We start from the raw sequence: 17865 nt of genomic DNA, 5'->3' as shown, positions 1-17865 counted from the left end.
TTCAGCAGTCTTCAGGCAGCCGGAAAATCAAGATCAAAAGATCGCAGCCTGCGGCAGCTCCTACAGGAGGTGCACAGTTTATTGAATTGCCCACAACCACAATAAAGGCAAACAGGAGCACTGTTCATGAGTTCATCAAACGCCGCGCAAAGCGCCGGGCAGTTGGAAACCCGCGGTATCGAGCCGGTGCCGGAAGCCGAGTGCAACGGTCATCCGCTGCAACTGTTCTGGGTCTGGTTCGCCGCCAACATTTCCATTCTCGGTCTGCCGCTGGGCGCCACGCTGGTTGCGTTTCGCGGATTGGCGATCTGGCAGGCGATCATCGTCGCGATTGTCGGTGCTGCCGGATCGTTCGCGGTGGTGGGGATCATCTCGATTGCCGGCCGCCGTGGCCGTGCGCCGAGCCTGACCTTGTCGCGCGCAATTTTCGGCGTACGCGGCAACATCGGCCCGACCCTGGTTTCGCTGATGTCGCGTCTGGGCTGGGAAACCGTCAACACCACCACGGCGGCATTCGTGCTGCTGTCGCTGTGCTCGATCCTGTTCGGCTCGCCGGTTGAAGCGAAAAGCGCACCGGTGCTGACGCTGATCTTCATCGCGATCTTCGTTCTGCTGACCCTGTCGGTCTCCGGCCTCGGTCACGCCACCCTGCTGGTGATCCAGAAGTGGGCGACCTACGTGTTCGGCGCGCTGAATATTCTGGTCGGCGGCTTCCTTTGCGCGACCATCGACTGGAGCGCCGTGTTCAACGCCACGCCCGCACCGCTGAGCGCAATGATCATCGGCATCGGCACCATGGCCGCCGGCACCGGGATCGGCTGGGCCAACGCCGGTGCCGACATGTCGCGCTACCAGCACCGCAGCGTCAAAGCCGTGCGCCTGGTCGCGTCCGCCGCGTTCGGCGCGGGGATTCCGCTGGTGCTGCTGATCACCCTCGGTGGTCTGTTGTCGGTGGGCAACAACGATCTGGCGTCGGCGACTGACCCGATCGTGGCGATCCGCGACATGCTGCCGACCTGGATGGCCGTGCCCTACCTGATCACCGCGTTCGGCGGCCTGCTGCTGTCGAACAACCTCTCGGTGTACTCCGCCGGTTTGACCACGCTGACCTTGGGCCTGAAGGTCAAACGGGTCTACGCGGTGGTGGTGGATATCGTCGCGATCTTCGCCGGCTCGATTTACTTCATGCTGATCGCCGACAGCTTCTATGGCCCGTTCATCACCTTCATTTCCCTGCTGGCGGTGCCGATCACCGCGTGGGTCGGGATCTTCGTGGTCGACCTGATTCATCGTCACTACTACAGCCCCAAAGACCTGCTCGACGTCAGTCCGAGCAGCGCCTACTGGTATCGCGGCGGCATCGAATGGCGCGCGTTCGGCGCGTGGGCGATTGCCATCGTGCTCGGCTTCAGTTTCACCACCATTGGCACCACCGACGAGAACGTCTGGTTCAAGGGCTTTTTGTCCGACTCGTGGCTGGGCCACAACGGTTTGGGCTGGATCGTGACCTTCGTGGTGGCCGGTGGCATTTACTTCGTCCTCGGCGGGGCGAAAGATCGCCGTGCCGCGCAAGTCGAGAATGCTCATGCCTAAGATGTTGCACACCGGTCAGGTCATCATCGACCTGGTGATGGCTGTGGATCAGCTGCCGCAAGTCGGCGGCGATGTGCTGGCGCAGTCTGCCGCTTTCGAGGCCGGCGGCGGTTTCAACGTGATGGCCGCTGCCGTACGCAATGGCTTGCCAGTGGTTTATCTCGGTCGCCACGGCAGCGGGCGCTTCGGCGATCTGGCGCGTCAGGCGATGAACGCTGAAGGCATCCGTATCGGCATCAAAACGCCTGCGCAACGCGACACCGGGATTTGCGTGGCGCTGACCGATGCGTCGGCCGAGCGCAGTTTCATTTCCTACATCGGCGCCGAAGGCGAGGTGACCGAGGAGGACTTGAACAGCGTGGCCGCCGAGGCGGGCGATTACGTCTATGTGAGCGGTTACAGCCTGCTGCATGAAGGCAAGGCGCAGGCGCTACTGGACTGGACGCTGGCGCTGCCGGATACGATCAACGTGATGTTCGATCCGGGCCCGTTGGTCGAGTCGCCGGACTCGGCGTTGATGCAAGCCCTGCTGCCGCGCATCGATGTGTGGACCAGCAACAGCGTCGAGGCGTTGCGCTTTACCGGGGCGGCGGATATCGCTGAGGCGCTGGATCGGCTCGCCGGGCATCTGCGCAACGACGCGCTGATCGTGGTGCGCGACGGGCCACAGGGGTGCTGGATTCATCAGGCTGGCGAGCGTCGGCATGTGCCGGGGTTTGCCGTGAAGGCGGTGGACAGCAATGGTGCCGGTGATGCGCATGCCGGGGTATTTGTCGCCGGGTTGGCGCAGGGTTTGAATGCGCATGAGGCGGCGCGGCGGTCGAATGCGGCAGCGGCTTTGGCGGTGACGCGCTGGGGGCCGGCGACATCGCCGGGGGCTGCCGAGGTGGATGCATTGATACGCGGCGACTGAACAATCGTCATCGCCAGCAGGCTGGGTCCCACAAGGGAATCGCGTCGCTTACAAAACCCCTGTAGGAGTTGCCGTAGGCTGCGATCTTTTGATCTTGAAAGATCGCGGCCTGCTGCAGCTCCTACAGGACTCAACTGCTTGCGGATCTACCGTCAGCTATCGAGCTTTCGCGCTGCTTCGACGCCGGCCGCACTAAGCTTGATCGGCAGGTTCAACGAGTGTTCGCCGGCCTCGTTGCAGGTCACATGACCATGGTGGATCAGCCCGCGATCCTGCAGGGCGGCGAGGGTGCTGGCCACGACTTTCTCACCGCGATAGTTGTCCAGCACCTCTTTGCCCAGTCCGCTCGGATGGGCGTGCAGCAGGCGGGTGAGGACTTCTTTTTCCAGGTTTTTATCGACGTTCATGGTTACCTCTTCATTGGGTTGAATAGGACGCTCGCGTCGGCGAACTACTGACCGGTACCTTCGGAGCCCGAGCCACCGGTGGTGGTTTTCGAGCCAACGCCGGGGCCGGCGTTGTCGGGTGTTGCAGGGGAGTCAGGCGTGTTCATGCCACCCTGGCGACCGGGATCACTGCCTTGGGTGCGCGGATCAGTGCCAGTGGCGGGCGGCTGATTGATCAATGGAACCCCGGAACCATCGGTGTTCATGCCAGGCGCACTATTGATGGCGGGCGCGCGTGGCGGTGGAACCGGATCGGTGGGGCCTGTGCCCGCTGCAGTGGTGGTGGCGGCGAACACCGCGGGGCAGAGCAGGGCGCTGAAAACGAGGGCAGTCAACCTTGACGGGATCATAGGGCATCTCCAGTGATTGGAATCCTTACCTGTCGTTGGTCTGCCCCCGGACTGGATTGGTGCCTGATGATCGACGAACGGTTCTGATTGCCTGCACGGCGCGACGTCGTCGAAGCCTGGATCGCTGCGCGCCGGAGTAATAACGTCAGGCGATGCCGATTTCTTCCTTGAACTGCTCCATGAAACCCTTCAAGCGTTGATGGCGGATCTGCGCCAGACCTTGCCCGGCAACGGTCTGGAAACCGTCGGCGAGGTGCAGCAGTTTGGTCTGGAAATGATCGAGGCAAAAACGTGTGTCGTCGTACTCGCGTTGTTTCGCTTCGGGATCCTGCGGGTCGTACAGCGCCGCGCCCATGCGTCCGGCGACGTAGAAGGTGCGGGCAACACCGAGCATGCCCAGCGAGTCGAGACGGTCGGCGTCCTGGACGATTTTCGCTTCGAGGGTCAGCGGGGTGAGATTGGCGGAAAAGCTGTGGGCTTCGATGGCGTGGGCGACGGCGGCGATTTTGCTTTCGGGCCAATCCAATTCAGCCAGCACGTTTGCGGCTTTCTCTGCCGCGAGACGCGAGGCCTGCGAGCGCAGGGGCGAGTTCTTTTCGACAGCCACGCAATCGTGCAGCAGCACGGCGGCGAGCAACACTTCAAGGTCGCCACCTTCCTCGGCCTGCAAGGTGCGCACGTTGTGCCAGACCCGGTGCAGGTGGGCGAGGTCGTGAGCGCCGTCGTCTGACGGTTCGAGGGCGTGGGGCAGCAGCACCACCGCGAGCGCCTCCATGGGCATAAAAATCTCAGTGTTCATGAGCGTCCTTTCAGGCTGTCGAAATTCCCTGTGGGAGCGGAGCAGGATATTCTCTGTGTTGCCATATGACGAGCGCCGCGTCCGGCCTTACTATGGCGCTTTCCCTTTTCCGACAAGGCCCGTCCATGACGATCGACATCCGCCCGGCGACCCCCAGCGATGCTCCGCAAATCCTCGCCTTCATCACCGAACTGGCAGATTTCGAAAAGGCTCGCCACGAAGTCATCGCCAGCGTCACCGACATCGAGCGCAGTCTGTTCAGCGAAGGCGCCACCGCCCACGGCCTGATCTGTCTGCGTGACGGTGTGCCGATCGGTTTTGCGGTGTTCTTCTTCAGCTATTCGACATGGCTCGGCAGCAACTGCCTGTACCTCGAAGACCTCTACATCACCCCCGAGCAACGCGGTGGCGGTGCCGGCAAAACCCTGCTGCGGCATCTGGCGAAAATCGCCTGTGACAATGATTGCGGGCGCTTCGAATGGAGCGTGCTGGACTGGAACACCCCGGCCATCGAATTCTACAAATCCCTCGGCGCGCAGCCGCAGGAAGAGTGGGTGCGCTATCGCATGGATGGCAAGGTTTTACGCGAGTTTGCCGAAGGCTGATCACAATGATGGCCATTCAATGCTAATTCGATTGTCGCCAGCGCTCTAGTCCGGCATTCTACGCGCCATTTTTGCGCGCTCACGGACGACAACTGCAATGCCTCTGGCACTATTTCTCCACGCCCGTGGAGCCTTCGCTGCGTCAATGAGTGACCGGCGATGAGCGGACTGCGGGCGTCAATGCGTCTGTACGGCCTGGTGAAAAACTCAGGCTCCACTGACAACCCTCAGCGGCAACCGGTAGACATCCTGTGCATCGTCAATCGCACGGGCGGCAAAGCCATTCGCGCGTTTGTGTCGCGGCTTGACGCCGAGCTCATGGCGCGCAGCGCCGGCCTTGATGACTACCGTGTGATCCCGTTACGCCAGTTTGAGCCGAATGCGTTTATCGACGCGCATCAGGGCTGGCTGACGTTGCACATCTGCTGCGGTTTCGTCGCCCCGGCCGGCGATTCGTTGCTCAAGGACGGCGCGCTGATCCCGATGGGCTGGTACGTCTATTCCGAGGTGGGCCGATGGACTGCCGAGCATCATCTGGACCTCGGCGTGCAAATGGCCGATCTGCTGCAATCGACCTACGAGCGCAATCACCTGCGTAATTACAACGCCTGGCTCAACGACCTCGACGACGCCTCGCCGGCCGAACTGGCGTGGCAAACCGACGAAGCCTGGCGACACCTGCAAACCGCCACATCGCCCGACAGCCGTGAGCATTGCCACGCCCTGTTTGACCCCGTCGACAACCGCTGGCGCTTCGCCGCAACCGACATCGATATTCATCAGCCACACCCGGAACCCCCGAAGCAAGGAGCTTTGAATTGAGTGGTAAACCCGCTGCACGCGTCACCGACCCGACCGACTGCCCATTGCCAGGGCATGGCACCAACCCGATTGTTTCCGGCTCGCCCGACGTCTTCTTCGACGGCCTCGCCGCCGCGCGCATGACCGATAAATCGGCCTGTGGCAGCCCGATCACCGGCGCCGTTTCCGGCACCGTATTCATTAACGGCCTGAACGCCGCCACGCTCGACAGCACCGGAGGTCACGGCAATGTCGTGGTCGGTGGGTCGGGGACGGTGATTATCGGCCAGAGTGGTGGAGGCGCGGCGTTTAGCGGGTTGTTGCCGATGCCGGTGCATTTTACGGACAAGTTGCAAGTGGTAAATGAAGCGACTGGCGAGCCTGTCCCGAACCATCCTTATGCAATCGAACGAGGTGATGGACGTATTGAGCACGGCATTACCAATGAACAGGGCTTTACCCACACGGTCAGCTCCCACTTACCCGAATCCATAAAACTGTTTGTAGAGTGATTGAAATGGAAGCTGAAAGTCCTGCTTCTCAGGCTTGCAATAAACTGGCGGCGAGTCATGAATTGACTTGCAAATCCGATCAGAGCGTCAAGACAGTTGCGGTGAGTGTCAAAAAGATAGTGGTGTTTTTTATTGGCGGCGCTGGGGATAAAGAGCAGTACTACCAAGACCAGCCGCCTCACCATAATGTGACCGCCGCGCAGGTTCTGTTGCCTAAAAAATTCAGCGACGCCCAATTAACGAAATTGCAGTCGGTGTATCTGAGTTATAAGGATGTTCGCGGCAAGAAGGACATTGACAAGTATGTACATCGCCACTTGAAAGGCGATAAATCAATTTACATCAGTATCGTCGGTCATAGTCTTGGTGGGTGGAATGGTGCCCACCTGGCAGCCATACTCAAGGAACAGGGTTACACGGTAAAGTCGCTGGTCACACTTGATCCTGTTGGTGGTGGATTGGGGGTCTGGCTGATTTCTGACATTTACGCTACCACCCCTAAACCTGGGGCGGAGTACTGGATAAACATACTGGCGGCTCCCTCGAAACCCAATCAATCCGATGATGTGGCCGACATGGGCGAACGATGGAAAATGAGTTCCGGTCCGGATATCAACCTGTCCGTAGATGCCAATCACGAAGACGCAGGCAAAATGTTCAAGGCAGTGGCTCTTGGCGAGCAATCGGCACGTGATCTTATCGCTGAGAGAATGATCAAATATCTGGAGTCTTGAGATGAGAATCTTGCTCGCAATTGTTTCACTTGTTTTGTGTGCCTCGTGCGCAAAAAGAGTGCCCTTGCCGGAATCCGGGATTGATTTTGTTTCCGTCACCAGACAGGGAAAGAACGCTTTTTTAGATGTTCGATTCAGTTCAAAGACTGACGTGTTGCGTTTTTTTGAAATACATGCCGGTCAGAATCAGGTGGGTAACAGCTTGATCTGTTCATTGGATGAAGCCGGTGTCTTCGAAACGAAGCAGGACCTGGTCAGGTATTTCGAGGGCGAAGTCGTAGCGGCGAAAGATGAAGGTTCAGCGTCCTCGCACGTTTATTCAGCCGAGGTGTTTGCCGTGTACACACCGGATGGTGGAACGCTGAGTACATATATCAGTAAAGAGCAAGTGCTGGCCATTTTGAAGCTGCGTAAAGTTGTCGTTTGTAAGTTCAAGACTGCCGCTTATTCCTATGGTCCTTATTACTCAGAGTCGATGGATGTTCCTGCCAGCGCTTTTATCCAGGCGATACAGCATAAGCAGGCATTCTGATGGCGGTGATGGCTGAACCTGTTCGAGGTAGGGCGAGATTGTTTTATCCCATAATATGGGATGCAAAATTACATATTGAGATTTCCGGTCTGAGAGGTCTATAGTCCGTCGCACTCACTGCCAAAAACAAAACAGGTGAAGCGATGCAGGTGCAATTGATCGCGCTCGATTGGGGGACGACCTCATTACGTGCTTACAAACTCGCGGCGGGCGGGGTGGTGCTGGAGCAGCGTGCGCTGTCGTCCGGGATCATGCAGTTGCCCAAGACCTCGCGAGTCATCAACGGTCGTGAATGCGCCGACGGTTTTGAACTGGCCTTCGAAGACGCGTGTGGCGACTGGCTCGATGCGCAGCCGGATCTGCCGGTGATCGCCTGCGGCATGGTCGGCAGCGCCCAGGGCTGGCGCGAAGCGGCCTACTGCGAAACACCGGCGAACGTCGCCAATCTCGGAAATTCCCTACAAACACTGGTCAGTCTGCGCGGCACGCGGGTGCATATCGTGCCGGGCGTGATCCAGCGTTCACGCCTGCCGAACGTGATGCGCGGTGAAGAAACCCAGGTCCTCGGCGTGCTGCAGAACCTGCCGGCCGAGGCGGGCGGCGACCTGTTGATCGGCTTGCCGGGCAGCCATTCCAAATGGGTGGAAGTGGTCGATGGCCGCATCACTCATTTCGATACCTTCATGACCGGCGAAGTGTTCGCCGTGCTCAGTGAACACAGCATTCTTGGACGTACCCAGCAACCGGGGGCGGCGTTCGATGGCCTGGCGTTTGACCGTGGCGTGCAAGTGGCGCTGTCGGCGGACGGCGAACTCGGTGTGCTTTCCACGCTGTTCAGTGCGCGCACCTTGGGCCTGACCGGCGAACTGGCCCCGACGGCGCAAGCGGATTACCTGTCCGGGCTGATGATCGGCCATGAACTGGCGGCGCTCGCCACCGTGCAGCGGCGACGGCACCACAGCGTGCATCTGCCCTCAATCATCCTCATCGGCAACGCGCAACTCTGCGCCCGCTACAGCCGCGCGCTGGAGGCCTGTGGTTTCGCCAACGTGACGCTGGCCGAGCAGGCCACCGAGCGTGGCCTGTGGCAACTGGCGCTGGCCGCCGGACTGCTCGATTCCTCATCCCGTTAACCCTGACTGGAGGCCTGACATGCTCAAGCAAGCACTGGCACAAAACGGTCTGATCGCGATTCTGCGTGGCCTGCATCCGCAGGAAGCCGCCGCTATCGGAGAAGTCCTGTATGCCGCCGGATTTCGCGTCATCGAAGTACCGCTCAATTCCCCTTCACCGTACGAAAGTATCCGCATCCTGCGCCAGACCTTGCCCGCCGATTGCCTGATCGGTGCCGGCACGGTGCTGACCCCGGAACAGGTCGAGCAGGTGAAAGCGGCTGGCGGCCAGGTGATTGTCATGCCGCACAGCGATGCCAAAGTGCTGCGCGCAGCGAAAGCGGCGGGGCTGTACCTGTCGCCGGGTGTCGCCACGCCGACCGAAGCCTTCGCGGCGCTGGAGGAGGGCGCGGACATTCTCAAGCTGTTCCCGGCCGAGCAGATGGGCCCGGCGGTCGTCAAAGCCTGGCTCGCGGTGTTGCCAGCGGGGACGGTGCTGGCGCCGGTCGGCGGCATCACCCCGGACAACATGCAGGTGTTCATCGATGCCGGGGTCAAAGGTTTCGGGCTCGGTTCCGGTCTGTTCAAGCCGGGCATGACGCCGGAGCAAGTGGCGGTGAACGCCAAGGCCTACGTGGCCGCCTGGAAGGCGCTTCGCTAAGACTTTTTGGCGCCGCGTGCGCTGCATCTAATAAGAGCTGCATTTACAAAAAGAGAGCAGAGATGAAAATCACCAAACTCACCACCTTCATCGTCCCGCCGCGCTGGTGTTTCCTCAAGGTCGAAACCGACGAGGGCGTCACCGGTTGGGGCGAGCCTGTGGTCGAAGGCCGCGCCCACACCGTCGCCGCTGCGGTCGAGGAATTGTCCGACTACCTGATCGGCAAAGACCCACGCAACATCGAGGACATCTGGACCGTGTTGTACCGCGGCGGCTTCTACCGTGGCGGTGCGATCCACATGAGCGCGCTGGCCGGTATCGATCAGGCGCTGTGGGACATCAAGGGCAAGGCCCTCGGTGTGTCGGTCAGCGATCTGCTTGGCGGCCAGGTGCGTGACAAGATCCGTGTGTATTCGTGGATCGGTGGCGACCGTCCGGCCGATACGGCACGGGCGGCGAAAGAGGCGGTGAGTCGTGGTTTTACCGCGGTGAAAATGAACGGCACCGAAGAGCTGCAGTTCCTCGACTCCTTTGAGAAAGTCGATCTGGCCCTGGCCAACGTGGCTGCGGTGCGTGATGCGGTCGGGCCGAACGTCGGTATCGGCGTCGACTTCCATGGTCGGGTGCACAAGCCGATGGCCAAGGTGCTGATGAAAGAACTCGACCCATACAAACTGATGTTCATCGAAGAACCGGTGCTCAGTGAAAACTACGAAGCGCTGAAAGAGCTGGCGCCGCTGACCAGCACGCCGATTGCCCTCGGTGAGCGGCTGTTCTCGCGTTGGGACTTTAAACGCGTGTTGAGCGAAGGCTACGTCGACATCATCCAGCCGGATGCCTCCCACGCCGGCGGCATCACCGAAACCCGCAAGATCGCCAACATGGCCGAAGCCTACGACGTGGCGCTGGCGCTGCATTGCCCGCTCGGGCCGATTGCGCTGGCGGCGTGTTTGCAACTCGACGCGGCTTGTTACAACGCGTTTATCCAGGAGCAGAGCCTGGGCATCCATTACAACGAGAGCAACGACTTGCTCGACTACGTGAAGGATCCACGGGTGTTCGACTACGACCAGGGCTTCGTGAAGATTCCGAACGGGCCGGGGCTGGGCATCGAGATCAACGAGGAATACGTGATCGAGCGCGCCGCCGTCGGCCACCGCTGGCGCAACCCGATCTGGCGCCATGCCGATGGCAGTTTTGCCGAGTGGTGAGTGCTTACTGATTCAACACAATTCAAATGTAGGAGTGAGCCTGCTCGCGATTCGGTTTTTACATCCGGCATGTCTATGACTGACAGGACGCTATCGCGAGCAGGCTCACTCCTACAGGGATTAGTGCAAGGCCTCAGGCCGACCTCAATAAACATAAGAAGAGGTATCTCTCATGCCACCGCAAACCCTCACCGGGCAGGCGTCTTTAGTCACGCCCAGCCGCAAGCGGTTCTTCATCATGGTGTTGTTGTTCATCACCGTGGTCATCAACTACCTCGACCGCAGCAACCTGTCGATTGCCGCACCCGCGCTGACCAGCGAACTGGGCATCGATCCGGTTCACGTCGGGCTGATTTTCTCCGCGTTCGGCTGGACCTACGCCGCGATGCAGATCCCCGGCGGCTGGCTGGTGGACCGGGTGCCACCGCGCATTCTCTACAGCGTCGCGCTGCTGCTGTGGTCGCTGGCCACGGTGATGCTCGGTTTTGCCGCGAGTTTCATTGCACTGTTCGTGCTGCGCATGGCGGTCGGCGCGCTGGAAGCCCCAGCCTATCCGATCAACAGCCGCGTGGTGACCACCTGGTTTCCCGAGCGCGAGCGGGCCACGGCGATTGGTTTCTACACCTCCGGGCAATTTGTCGGGCTGGCGTTTCTGACCCCGGTGCTGGCGTGGCTGCAACATGAGTTCGGCTGGCACATGGTGTTCGTCGCCACTGGCGCGGCGGGCATTGTCTGGGCGGCGATCTGGTACGCGGTGTATCGCGAGCCGCGAGATTTCAAGGGCGCCAACGATGCGGAGATCGACCTGATCCGCGAGGGTGGCGGGCTGGTAGACATTCAAGCGCAAACGGCCAAGGCGTCGTTCAGTTGGACCGACCTGGGTATCGTCCTGACCAAACGCAAGTTGTGGGGCATCTACCTCGGCCAGTTCTGCCTGAACTCGACGCTGTGGTTTTTTCTGACGTGGTTCCCGACCTACCTGGTGAAATATCGCGGCATGGACTTCATCAAGTCCGGCCTGCTGGCGTCGCTGCCGTTCCTTGCCGCGTTCATTGGCGTGCTGTGTTCGGGGTTCTTTTCCGACCTGCTGATTCGCCGTGGTTGCAGCGTCGGCTTTGCGCGCAAGTTGCCGATCATTGGCGGGCTGCTGATTTCCACCTCGATCATCGGCGCGAATTTTGTTGAGTCGACGCCGCTGGTGATTGCCTTCCTGGCGCTGGCGTTTTTCGGCAACGGGCTGGCGTCGATCACCTGGTCGCTGGTGTCGACACTGGCGCCGGCGCGGTTGTTGGGGCTGACCGGCGGGGTGTTCAACTTCATCGGCAACCTGTCGGCGATTGCCACACCGATCGTCATCGGTTTTCTCGCCAGCGGTGACTCGTTCGCGCCGGCGATCACCTACATCGCGGTGCTTGCGCTGGTCGGTGCATTGTCCTATGTGCTGCTGGTGGGCAAGGTCGAGCGTATCGAGTTGTAGTGCTCCGCGTCGGGCGACCATAATGCCGCCCGTTCCCTCGCTCAACGGTAAAGGCTGGATATGCAGGAAGACGCCCCGGAAAAAACCAAGGACGCCGCACCCACCGGCACGCAGACGCTGCTTCGCGGACTGGGTGTGGTGCAGGCGGTGGCCAGTGGCGCCCGCGATCTGAAAGAGATCGCCCGGCTGATCGGCACCACGCGCAGCACCACCCATCGGCTGGCCAGTTGCCTGGTGGACGAGCGCTACCTGCGCGTGGTGCCGCAAATCGGCTATCTGCTGGGGCCCAAGTTGATCGAGCTGGGGTTTCAGGCGCGCGAAGAGTTGCCGCTGGTGAGCCTGGCCGGGCCGTATCTGGACGAGTTGTCGGCGCTGACCGGCGACACCGTGCATCTGGGTATTCGTGAAGGTGACGAGGTTCTGTACCTGCTGAAGAATCCGGGGCGTAATGGCCCGGAAATGCGTTCGCGGGTCGGCCATCGGATGCCGCTGGCGCGCACCGGGATCGGCAAGGCCTTGATGCTCGATGATGCGCCGCAGGATTGGCAGCGGCTGTACGACATCAGCCTGCCGGCGGGTGGGAAAAGTCAGTTCTGGCCGCAGCATCCCCAGCAGTCGTGGGAACAGCTTGAGCAGCGCATGACCGAGTACGTGGCCGGTGGCTACGCGTTCGATCTGGAAGACAACGAACCGTCGATCCGCTGCGTGGCGGCGCCGATTCGCGATGCGAGCAAGCGCATTGTGGCGGCGATCAGCATCGCCAGCACCGTGCCGTACATGCCGCTGGAAAAAATGGCCGAGCTGATCCCCCTGATCAAAGGGGTCACAGCCCGGCTCTCGGCGGAGCTTGGCTTGAAGGTCTGAGGCCTTAAACCTTGAGCGTCGCCATGTCGATCACGAAGCGGTACTTCACGTCACCGGCGATCATGCGCGCGTAAGCCTCGTTGATCTGGCGGATGTCGAGCATTTCGATGTCGCAGGTGATGTTGTGCTCGGCGCAGAAATCCAGCACTTCCTGGGTTTCGGCGATGCCACCGATCAACGAACCGGCCAGCACCCGGCGGCCCAGTACCAGGTTGGCAGCATGCACCGGCGGGTCGATCGGCTCGATCAGCCCTACCAGAATATGCACGCCATCAAAGCGCAGGGTTTGCAGGTACGGGTTGAGGTCGTGCTGCACCGGAATGGTGTCGAGCAGGAAATCGAACTGGCCTGCGGCGGCGGCCATCTGTTCGGCATCGGTGGAGACGATCACATGATCGGCGCCCTGACGACGACCTTCCTCGGCCTTGCTCGCCGAACGGGTGAACAGCGTGACTTGCGCGCCCAGGGCCTTGGCGAACTTGATGCCCATGTGGCCGAGGCCGCCCATGCCGAGAATCCCGACCTTGTCGCCGGCCTTGACGCCGTAGTGCTTGAGCGGCGAGTAGGTGGTGATGCCGGCGCAGAGGATCGGCGCGGCGCTGGCCAGGTCGAGTTTCTCCGGGATGCGCACCACGAAGTGCTCGCTGACGACGATGCTGTCCGAGTAGCCGCCCATGGTGTTGCTCCCGTCGACCCGGTCCGGGGTGGCGTAGGTCATGGTCGGACCTTCGAGGCAGTATTGCTCGAGGTTCTGCTGGCAGGCGGCGCAGGTGCGGCAGGAGTCGACCATGCAGCCAACACCGACCAGATCGCCTACTTTATGTTGGGTGACGTTCGCACCGACGGCGGTGACTTTTCCGACGATCTCGTGGCCGGGCATCAACGGATAAACGGCGATGCCCCATTCGTTGCGCGCCTGGTGGATGTCGGAGTGGCAGACGCCGCAGTACAGGATCTCGATCGCCACGTCGTCAGCGCGAGGGCTGCGGCGTTCGAATTTCATCGGGGCGAGGGGAGTGGTGGCCGATTGAGCGGCATAACCGATTGCGGTGTACATGAGGAACCTCGCAGAAGCAGTGACAGGTGAGGTGGCGCATTCTGGGCGCCGTCCGCTGCGGCGGCCATGACGATTCCTCCGGGTCTCATGCCTAATCCTCCGGCATGCGGGTCTGGGCAATCGCATTGGCAAAAGGATCTGCGATGATGCTTGCATGCCTTTTTCCGTGACTTTTTTGAAGACCCATTCGATGCAGTTGACCCGCCACCTTGATGCCAATGCCACGCTGGTTTCGTTGATCGAGCCGCTGGCGCTCCGCGACGGTTACAGTCAGACCGGGCTGCCCGGCGTGCAGGTCTTGCGCGCCAGTTGCGACGTCGCGCGCGGCCCGCACATTTATGAGCCGAGCCTGATGATCATCGCTCAGGGCAGCAAACTGGCGTTTCTGGGCCCGCGCACCATGGAGTATGGCGCCGGGCACTATCTGATTCAGGCGCTGCCGGTGCCGTTCGAGTGCGAAACCTTTGCCTTGCCGGATGCGCCGTTGCTGGGCGTGTCGGTGGCCATTGACCGGGTGCTGCTCGGTGAGCTGGTGCTGGCCATGGGGCTGGCGCCGGGGCGGCACATTCCGGCGCAGACGCCGGAGTCGATGACCTCGGTGGTGCTCGACGATGACATGCGTGGTTGTGTTGAACGCTTGCTGCGCTGCCTGCACGATCCGCTGGCGTGTCAGATTTTGGGGCCGGCGCGGGTGCGCGAATTGTTGTTCACCGCGCTGCGCGGGCCGCAGGCCGATGTGTTGCGCGCGCTGGTGGAGCAGCAGGGGCAGTTCGCCCGGGTCGCTGCGTCGATCAGCCATCTGCATGCGCATTACACCGAGCCGTTGAACGTCGAGACCCTGGCCAGTTGCGCCAACATGAGCGTGTCGACCTTTCACGAGCACTTCAAGCGCAGCACCCTTTTGTCGCCGGTGCAGTACTTGAAGCGCTTGCGTTTGCTCAAGGCGCAAACGTTGTTGATCGCCGAGGGGCTGGGTGTGGCGCAGGTGGCGCATCGGGTGGGGTATCAGAGCACGTCGCAGTTCAGTCGTGAGTACAAGCGCTACTTCGAGCGCAGCCCGGGCGAGGAACGCGTTGCCTGATCCACGACCTGTAGGAGTGAGCCTGCTCGCGATAGCGGTGTGTCAGATAGAGGTGTGTCGACTGATACTCCGCTATCGCGAGCAGGCTCACTCCTGCATTGGTTTTGTGGTGTTGCAGGAATTATGGGCAACAAAAAGGCCCCCATTTCGGGAGCCTCGTTGTTCAGCGATACGACTTACATATTCGGGTAAGTCGGGCCGCCAGCGCCTTCCGGCGTGACCCAGGTGATGTTCTGCGAAGGGTCCTTGATGTCACAGGTCTTGCAGTGCACGCAGTTCTGGGCGTTGATCTGGAAGCGCTTCTCGCCGTCTTCCTTGGTGATCACTTCGTAGACGCCGGCCGGGCAGTAGCGCTGCGCCGGTTCGTCGTACAGCGGCAGGTTCTTGCTGATCGGGATGCTCGGGTCGGTCAGCTTCAGGTGGCACGGCTGCTCTTCTTCGTGGTTGGTACCGGAGATGAACACCGAGCTCAGTTTGTCGAAGCTGAGTTTGCCGTCCGGCTTCGGATAGTCGATCTTCTTGCAGTCGGCCGCCAGCTTCAGACACGCGTAGTCCGGCTTGGTGTCGTGCAGGGTGAACGGCAGTTTGCCGCCGAAGATGTTCTGGTCCAGCCAGTTGAAACCACCGCCGACGATGGCACCGAACTTGTGGATCGCTGGGCCGAAGTTGCGGCTGGCGAACAGTTCGTCGTAGAGCCAGCTCTTCTTGAACGCGTCCACGTAGGCGGTCAGTTCTTCGGTGCCATCCTTCTCGGCGAACAGTGCGTCGGCCACCGATTCAGCGGCGAGCATGCCGGACTTCATCGCCGTGTGGCTGCCCTTGATTTTGGCGAAGTTCAGGGTGCCGAGGTCGCAACCGATCAGCGCGCCGCCCTTGAAGACCATTTTCGGCAGCGAGTTCAGGCCACCTTTGCAGATCGCGCGAGCACCGTAGCTGACGCGCTTGCCGCCTTCCAGATACTGGGCCAGCACCGGGTGATGCTTGAGGCGCTGGAACTCGTCGAACGGCGACAGGTAGGTGTTGCTGTAGGACAGGTCAACGATCAGACCGACCACCACCTGGTTGTTTTCCAGGTGATAGAGGAACGAGCCGCCGGTGTTTTCGGTGCCCATGATGTCCAGCGGCCAGCCGGCGGTGTGGACTACCAGGCCTGGCTGATGTTTGGCCGGGTCGATTTCCCAGATTTCCTTCAGGCCGATGCCGTAATGCTGGGCGTCGGCATCGCTGTCGAGGTTGTAGCGCTTGATCAGTTGCTTGCCGATGTGGCCACGGCAGCCTTCGGCGAACAGCGTGTACTTGCCACGCAGTTCCATGCCCGGGGTGTACAGGCCTTCTTTCGGATTGCCTTCACGGTCGACGCCCAGATCACCGGTGATGATCCCGCGCACGATGCCGTTGTCATCGATCAGCGCTTCCTGAGCGGCGAAGCCCGGGTAGATTTCCACGCCCAGGTTCTCGGCCTGCTGCGCCAGCCAGCGGCACAGGTTGCCCAGAGAAATAATGTAGTTGCCTTCGTTGTGCATGGTCTTGGGCACAAAAAAGTCAGGGACTTTCTGCGCGCTGTCGGCGTTTTTCAGTACGAAAATATCGTCGCGGGTGACCGGGGTGTTCAGCGGGGCGCCGAGTTCTTTCCAGTCCGGGAACAGTTCGTTCAGAGCGCGTGGTTCGAACACGGCACCGGAAAGGATATGTGCGCCGACTTCGGAGCCTTTTTCGACCACGCAGACGCTGATTTCCTTACCGGCTTCGGCGGCCTTCTGCTTCAGACGGCAGGCGGCGGACAGGCCAGCGGGGCCGGCACCGACGATGACCACGTCGAATTCCATGTATTCGCGTTCCACAGGCTATCTCCTACTCAAGGCTCAACAGTTTTTTTTCTAATTTGGAGGTTCGGTGTCGTATCCGTTATTGCCTTTACGTTAACGTCAAGGGTAATAATGGGCAAACCACCTTTCTCTCTAGGCGGCGCATTATATCTACACCACTCTGAGCGTCCAATACAAACGTTTGTTTGAATCGGCTCCAGCCCAGAGAAATCAAAGAAGCGCGGCTTATGAACGACCATTTTGCCGTATTGACCGGAATAGGCGTTCCGGTCAAGATACGGGCGGTTTTGCGCTCGCCGTAGGCAGACTGGCGGTTTCAAGAGCACCTCTAAAGACAGGGCACAGGCAGTTGAAGGTGATGCGCAGCGCAGGTCTGGCGCGCAGTTTACACACCGTCACGCGGCATGACTTCTCGGTCACCACTGACGAACGGTCATCGCGCCCCGCCGGCGTTTTTAGAGGTGCCCTTGTGCCCGATGAGCATCAACCGCCAGGTTCGCCTAGGCGACTTTCTTTTCACCGGAGAGTAACGAGGAATCCATGAAGGTTCTTGTAGCTGTCAAACGCGTTGTGGATTACAACGTCAAGGTTCGCGTCAAGGCGGACAATTCCGGCGTAGACCTCGCCAACGTCAAGATGTCGATGAACCCGTTCTGCGAAATCGCAGTGGAAGAAGCCGTACGCCTGAAAGAGAAAGGTGTTGCGACCGAAATCGTCGTCGTCTCCATCGGCCCGTCCACCGCTCAGGAACAGCTGCGTACCGCACTGGCTCTGGGTGCCGACCGCGCCATCCTCGTCGAATCCGCTGAAGACCTGACTTCGCTGGCCGTGGCCAAGCTGCTCAAGGCTGTGGTCGACAAGGAACAACCTCAGTTGGTGATCCTGGGCAAACAGGCTATCGACAGCGACAACAACCAGACCGGCCAGATGCTCGCTGCACTGAGCGGCTACGGTCAGGGCACGTTCGCCTCGAAAGTCGAAGTCTCCGGCGACAGCGTTGCCGTGACCCGCGAAATCGACGGCGGCGCGCAGACCGTTTCCCTGAAACTGCCGGCCATCGTCACCACCGACCTGCGTTTGAACGAGCCGCGCTACGCGTCCCTGCCAAACATCATGAAAGCCAAGAAGAAGCCTCTCGAAGTGCTGACTCCGGACGCTTTGGGCGTTTCCACCGCCTCCACCAACAAGACCCTGAAAGTCGAAGCGCCGGCTGCACGCAGCGCGGGCATCAAGGTCAAGTCGGTGGCTGAACTGGTCGAGAAACTGAAAAACGAAGCGAAGGTAATCTAAT

Annotated in this window: 19 protein-coding genes; 14 read left to right on the top strand and 5 right to left on the bottom strand. The window is 60.6% G+C overall.

The genetic code is table 11. From position 1 onward, the window contains the following. Nucleotides 1-126 precede the first annotated feature (126 nt). Both KKQ10_RS19680 and KKQ10_RS19675 read left to right on the top strand, forming a co-directional pair. Nucleotides 127-1593: a purine-cytosine permease family protein gene (locus KKQ10_RS19680; RefSeq protein ID WP_215502049.1), complete on the top strand. Its 1467-nt coding sequence runs from the start codon at nt 127-129 to the stop codon at nt 1591-1593. Beyond that, nucleotides 1586-2506, top strand: a complete 921-nt coding sequence (locus KKQ10_RS19675; RefSeq protein WP_215502048.1) for a PfkB family carbohydrate kinase — start codon at nt 1586-1588, stop codon at nt 2504-2506. Before KKQ10_RS19680 ends, KKQ10_RS19675 begins: the two co-directional genes overlap by 8 nt. Before the next feature lie 152 nt (nt 2507-2658). On the opposite strand, the gene KKQ10_RS19670 is transcribed toward KKQ10_RS19675, so the two are convergent. The 3 genes from KKQ10_RS19670 to KKQ10_RS19660 form a co-directional block, all read right to left on the bottom strand. Next, entirely contained in the window at nt 2659-2913 is a 255-nt protein-coding gene (locus KKQ10_RS19670) for a hypothetical protein (protein ID WP_127648916.1), read from the bottom strand. A 44-nt stretch (nt 2914-2957) separates the two neighbouring features. Beyond that, nucleotides 2958-3302 (bottom strand): hypothetical protein, encoded by a 345-nt coding sequence (locus KKQ10_RS19665; RefSeq protein WP_127648915.1) that lies wholly within the window; start codon nt 3300-3302, stop codon nt 2958-2960. 145 nt (nt 3303-3447) lie between these two features. Next, nucleotides 3448-4101, bottom strand: coding sequence for an HD domain-containing protein (locus KKQ10_RS19660; RefSeq protein ID WP_215502047.1), 654 nt, complete (start codon nt 4099-4101; stop codon nt 3448-3450). A gap of 125 nt (nt 4102-4226) precedes the next feature. Between KKQ10_RS19660 and KKQ10_RS19655 the strand changes: the two genes are divergently transcribed. The 10 genes from KKQ10_RS19655 to KKQ10_RS19610 all read left to right on the top strand — a co-directional run bounded on the left by KKQ10_RS19655 (nt 4227) and on the right by KKQ10_RS19610 (nt 12610). Next, nucleotides 4227-4706 carry a GNAT family N-acetyltransferase gene (locus KKQ10_RS19655; protein ID WP_127648913.1) on the top strand — a complete coding sequence of 160 codons (480 nt, stop codon included), beginning with the start codon at nt 4227-4229 and terminating at the stop codon, nt 4704-4706. A 159-nt stretch (nt 4707-4865) separates the two neighbouring features. Continuing rightward, entirely contained in the window at nt 4866-5528 is a 663-nt protein-coding gene (locus KKQ10_RS19650) for a hypothetical protein (protein WP_215502046.1), read from the top strand. Next, the gene (locus tag KKQ10_RS19645; protein WP_215502045.1) at nt 5525-6019 is read left to right on the top strand and encodes a PAAR domain-containing protein; all 495 of its coding nucleotides are present in this window, start codon (nt 5525-5527) and stop codon (nt 6017-6019) included. The genes KKQ10_RS19650 and KKQ10_RS19645 overlap by 4 nt, the downstream gene beginning before the upstream one ends. A 5-nt stretch (nt 6020-6024) precedes the next feature. Beyond that, nucleotides 6025-6753, top strand: a complete 729-nt coding sequence (locus KKQ10_RS19640) for an alpha/beta hydrolase family protein (RefSeq protein ID WP_127648910.1) — start codon at nt 6025-6027, stop codon at nt 6751-6753. A gap of 1 nt (nt 6754) precedes the next feature. Continuing rightward, nucleotides 6755-7285: a hypothetical protein gene (locus KKQ10_RS19635; protein ID WP_215502044.1), complete on the top strand. Its 531-nt coding sequence runs from the start codon at nt 6755-6757 to the stop codon at nt 7283-7285. Between the two features lie 143 nt (nt 7286-7428). Continuing rightward, nucleotides 7429-8418, top strand: coding sequence for a 2-dehydro-3-deoxygalactonokinase (locus tag KKQ10_RS19630; protein WP_215502043.1), 990 nt, complete (start codon nt 7429-7431; stop codon nt 8416-8418). A 19-nt stretch (nt 8419-8437) separates the two neighbouring features. Beyond that, nucleotides 8438-9058, top strand: coding sequence for a 2-dehydro-3-deoxy-6-phosphogalactonate aldolase (locus KKQ10_RS19625; protein WP_215502042.1), 621 nt, complete (start codon nt 8438-8440; stop codon nt 9056-9058). Between the two features lie 62 nt (nt 9059-9120). Next, nucleotides 9121-10269, top strand: a complete 1149-nt coding sequence (gene dgoD, locus KKQ10_RS19620) for a galactonate dehydratase (RefSeq protein ID WP_007961968.1) — start codon at nt 9121-9123, stop codon at nt 10267-10269. A 172-nt stretch (nt 10270-10441) separates the two neighbouring features. Further along, on the top strand, nt 10442-11746 hold the full coding sequence (locus KKQ10_RS19615) for an MFS transporter (protein WP_127648905.1): 1305 nt from the start codon (nt 10442-10444) through the stop codon (nt 11744-11746). A gap of 60 nt (nt 11747-11806) precedes the next feature. Continuing rightward, nucleotides 11807-12610, top strand: coding sequence for an IclR family transcriptional regulator (locus KKQ10_RS19610; protein WP_096794901.1), 804 nt, complete (start codon nt 11807-11809; stop codon nt 12608-12610). 4 nt (nt 12611-12614) lie between these two features. On the opposite strand, the gene KKQ10_RS19605 is transcribed toward KKQ10_RS19610, so the two are convergent. Further along, nucleotides 12615-13667 carry an NAD(P)-dependent alcohol dehydrogenase gene (locus tag KKQ10_RS19605; protein WP_215502041.1) on the bottom strand — a complete coding sequence of 351 codons (1053 nt, stop codon included), beginning with the start codon at nt 13665-13667 and terminating at the stop codon, nt 12615-12617. A gap of 190 nt (nt 13668-13857) precedes the next feature. Here KKQ10_RS19605 and KKQ10_RS19600 point away from each other — a divergent pair, with 190 nt between their 5' ends. Next, on the top strand, nt 13858-14748 hold the full coding sequence (locus tag KKQ10_RS19600; protein ID WP_127648903.1) for an AraC family transcriptional regulator: 891 nt from the start codon (nt 13858-13860) through the stop codon (nt 14746-14748). A gap of 176 nt (nt 14749-14924) precedes the next feature. Here the strand turns inward: KKQ10_RS19600 and KKQ10_RS19595 are convergent, their stop codons facing one another. Next, on the bottom strand, nt 14925-16589 hold the full coding sequence (locus tag KKQ10_RS19595) for an electron transfer flavoprotein-ubiquinone oxidoreductase (RefSeq protein ID WP_215502040.1): 1665 nt from the start codon (nt 16587-16589) through the stop codon (nt 14925-14927). Between the two features lie 525 nt (nt 16590-17114). On the opposite strand from KKQ10_RS19595, the gene KKQ10_RS19590 reads away from it, so the two are divergent. Continuing rightward, entirely contained in the window at nt 17115-17864 is a 750-nt protein-coding gene (locus KKQ10_RS19590) for an electron transfer flavoprotein subunit beta/FixA family protein (protein ID WP_003226982.1), read from the top strand. Nucleotide 17865 lies beyond the last annotated feature (1 nt).

The organism is Pseudomonas sp. MG-9, assembly GCF_018729515.1.
GTDB classification, from domain to species: domain Bacteria; phylum Pseudomonadota; class Gammaproteobacteria; order Pseudomonadales; family Pseudomonadaceae; genus Aquipseudomonas; species Aquipseudomonas serboccidentalis.
The sequence above is the reverse complement of the archived record's forward strand: the minus strand, read 5'-3'. Positions and strand labels throughout refer to the sequence as shown.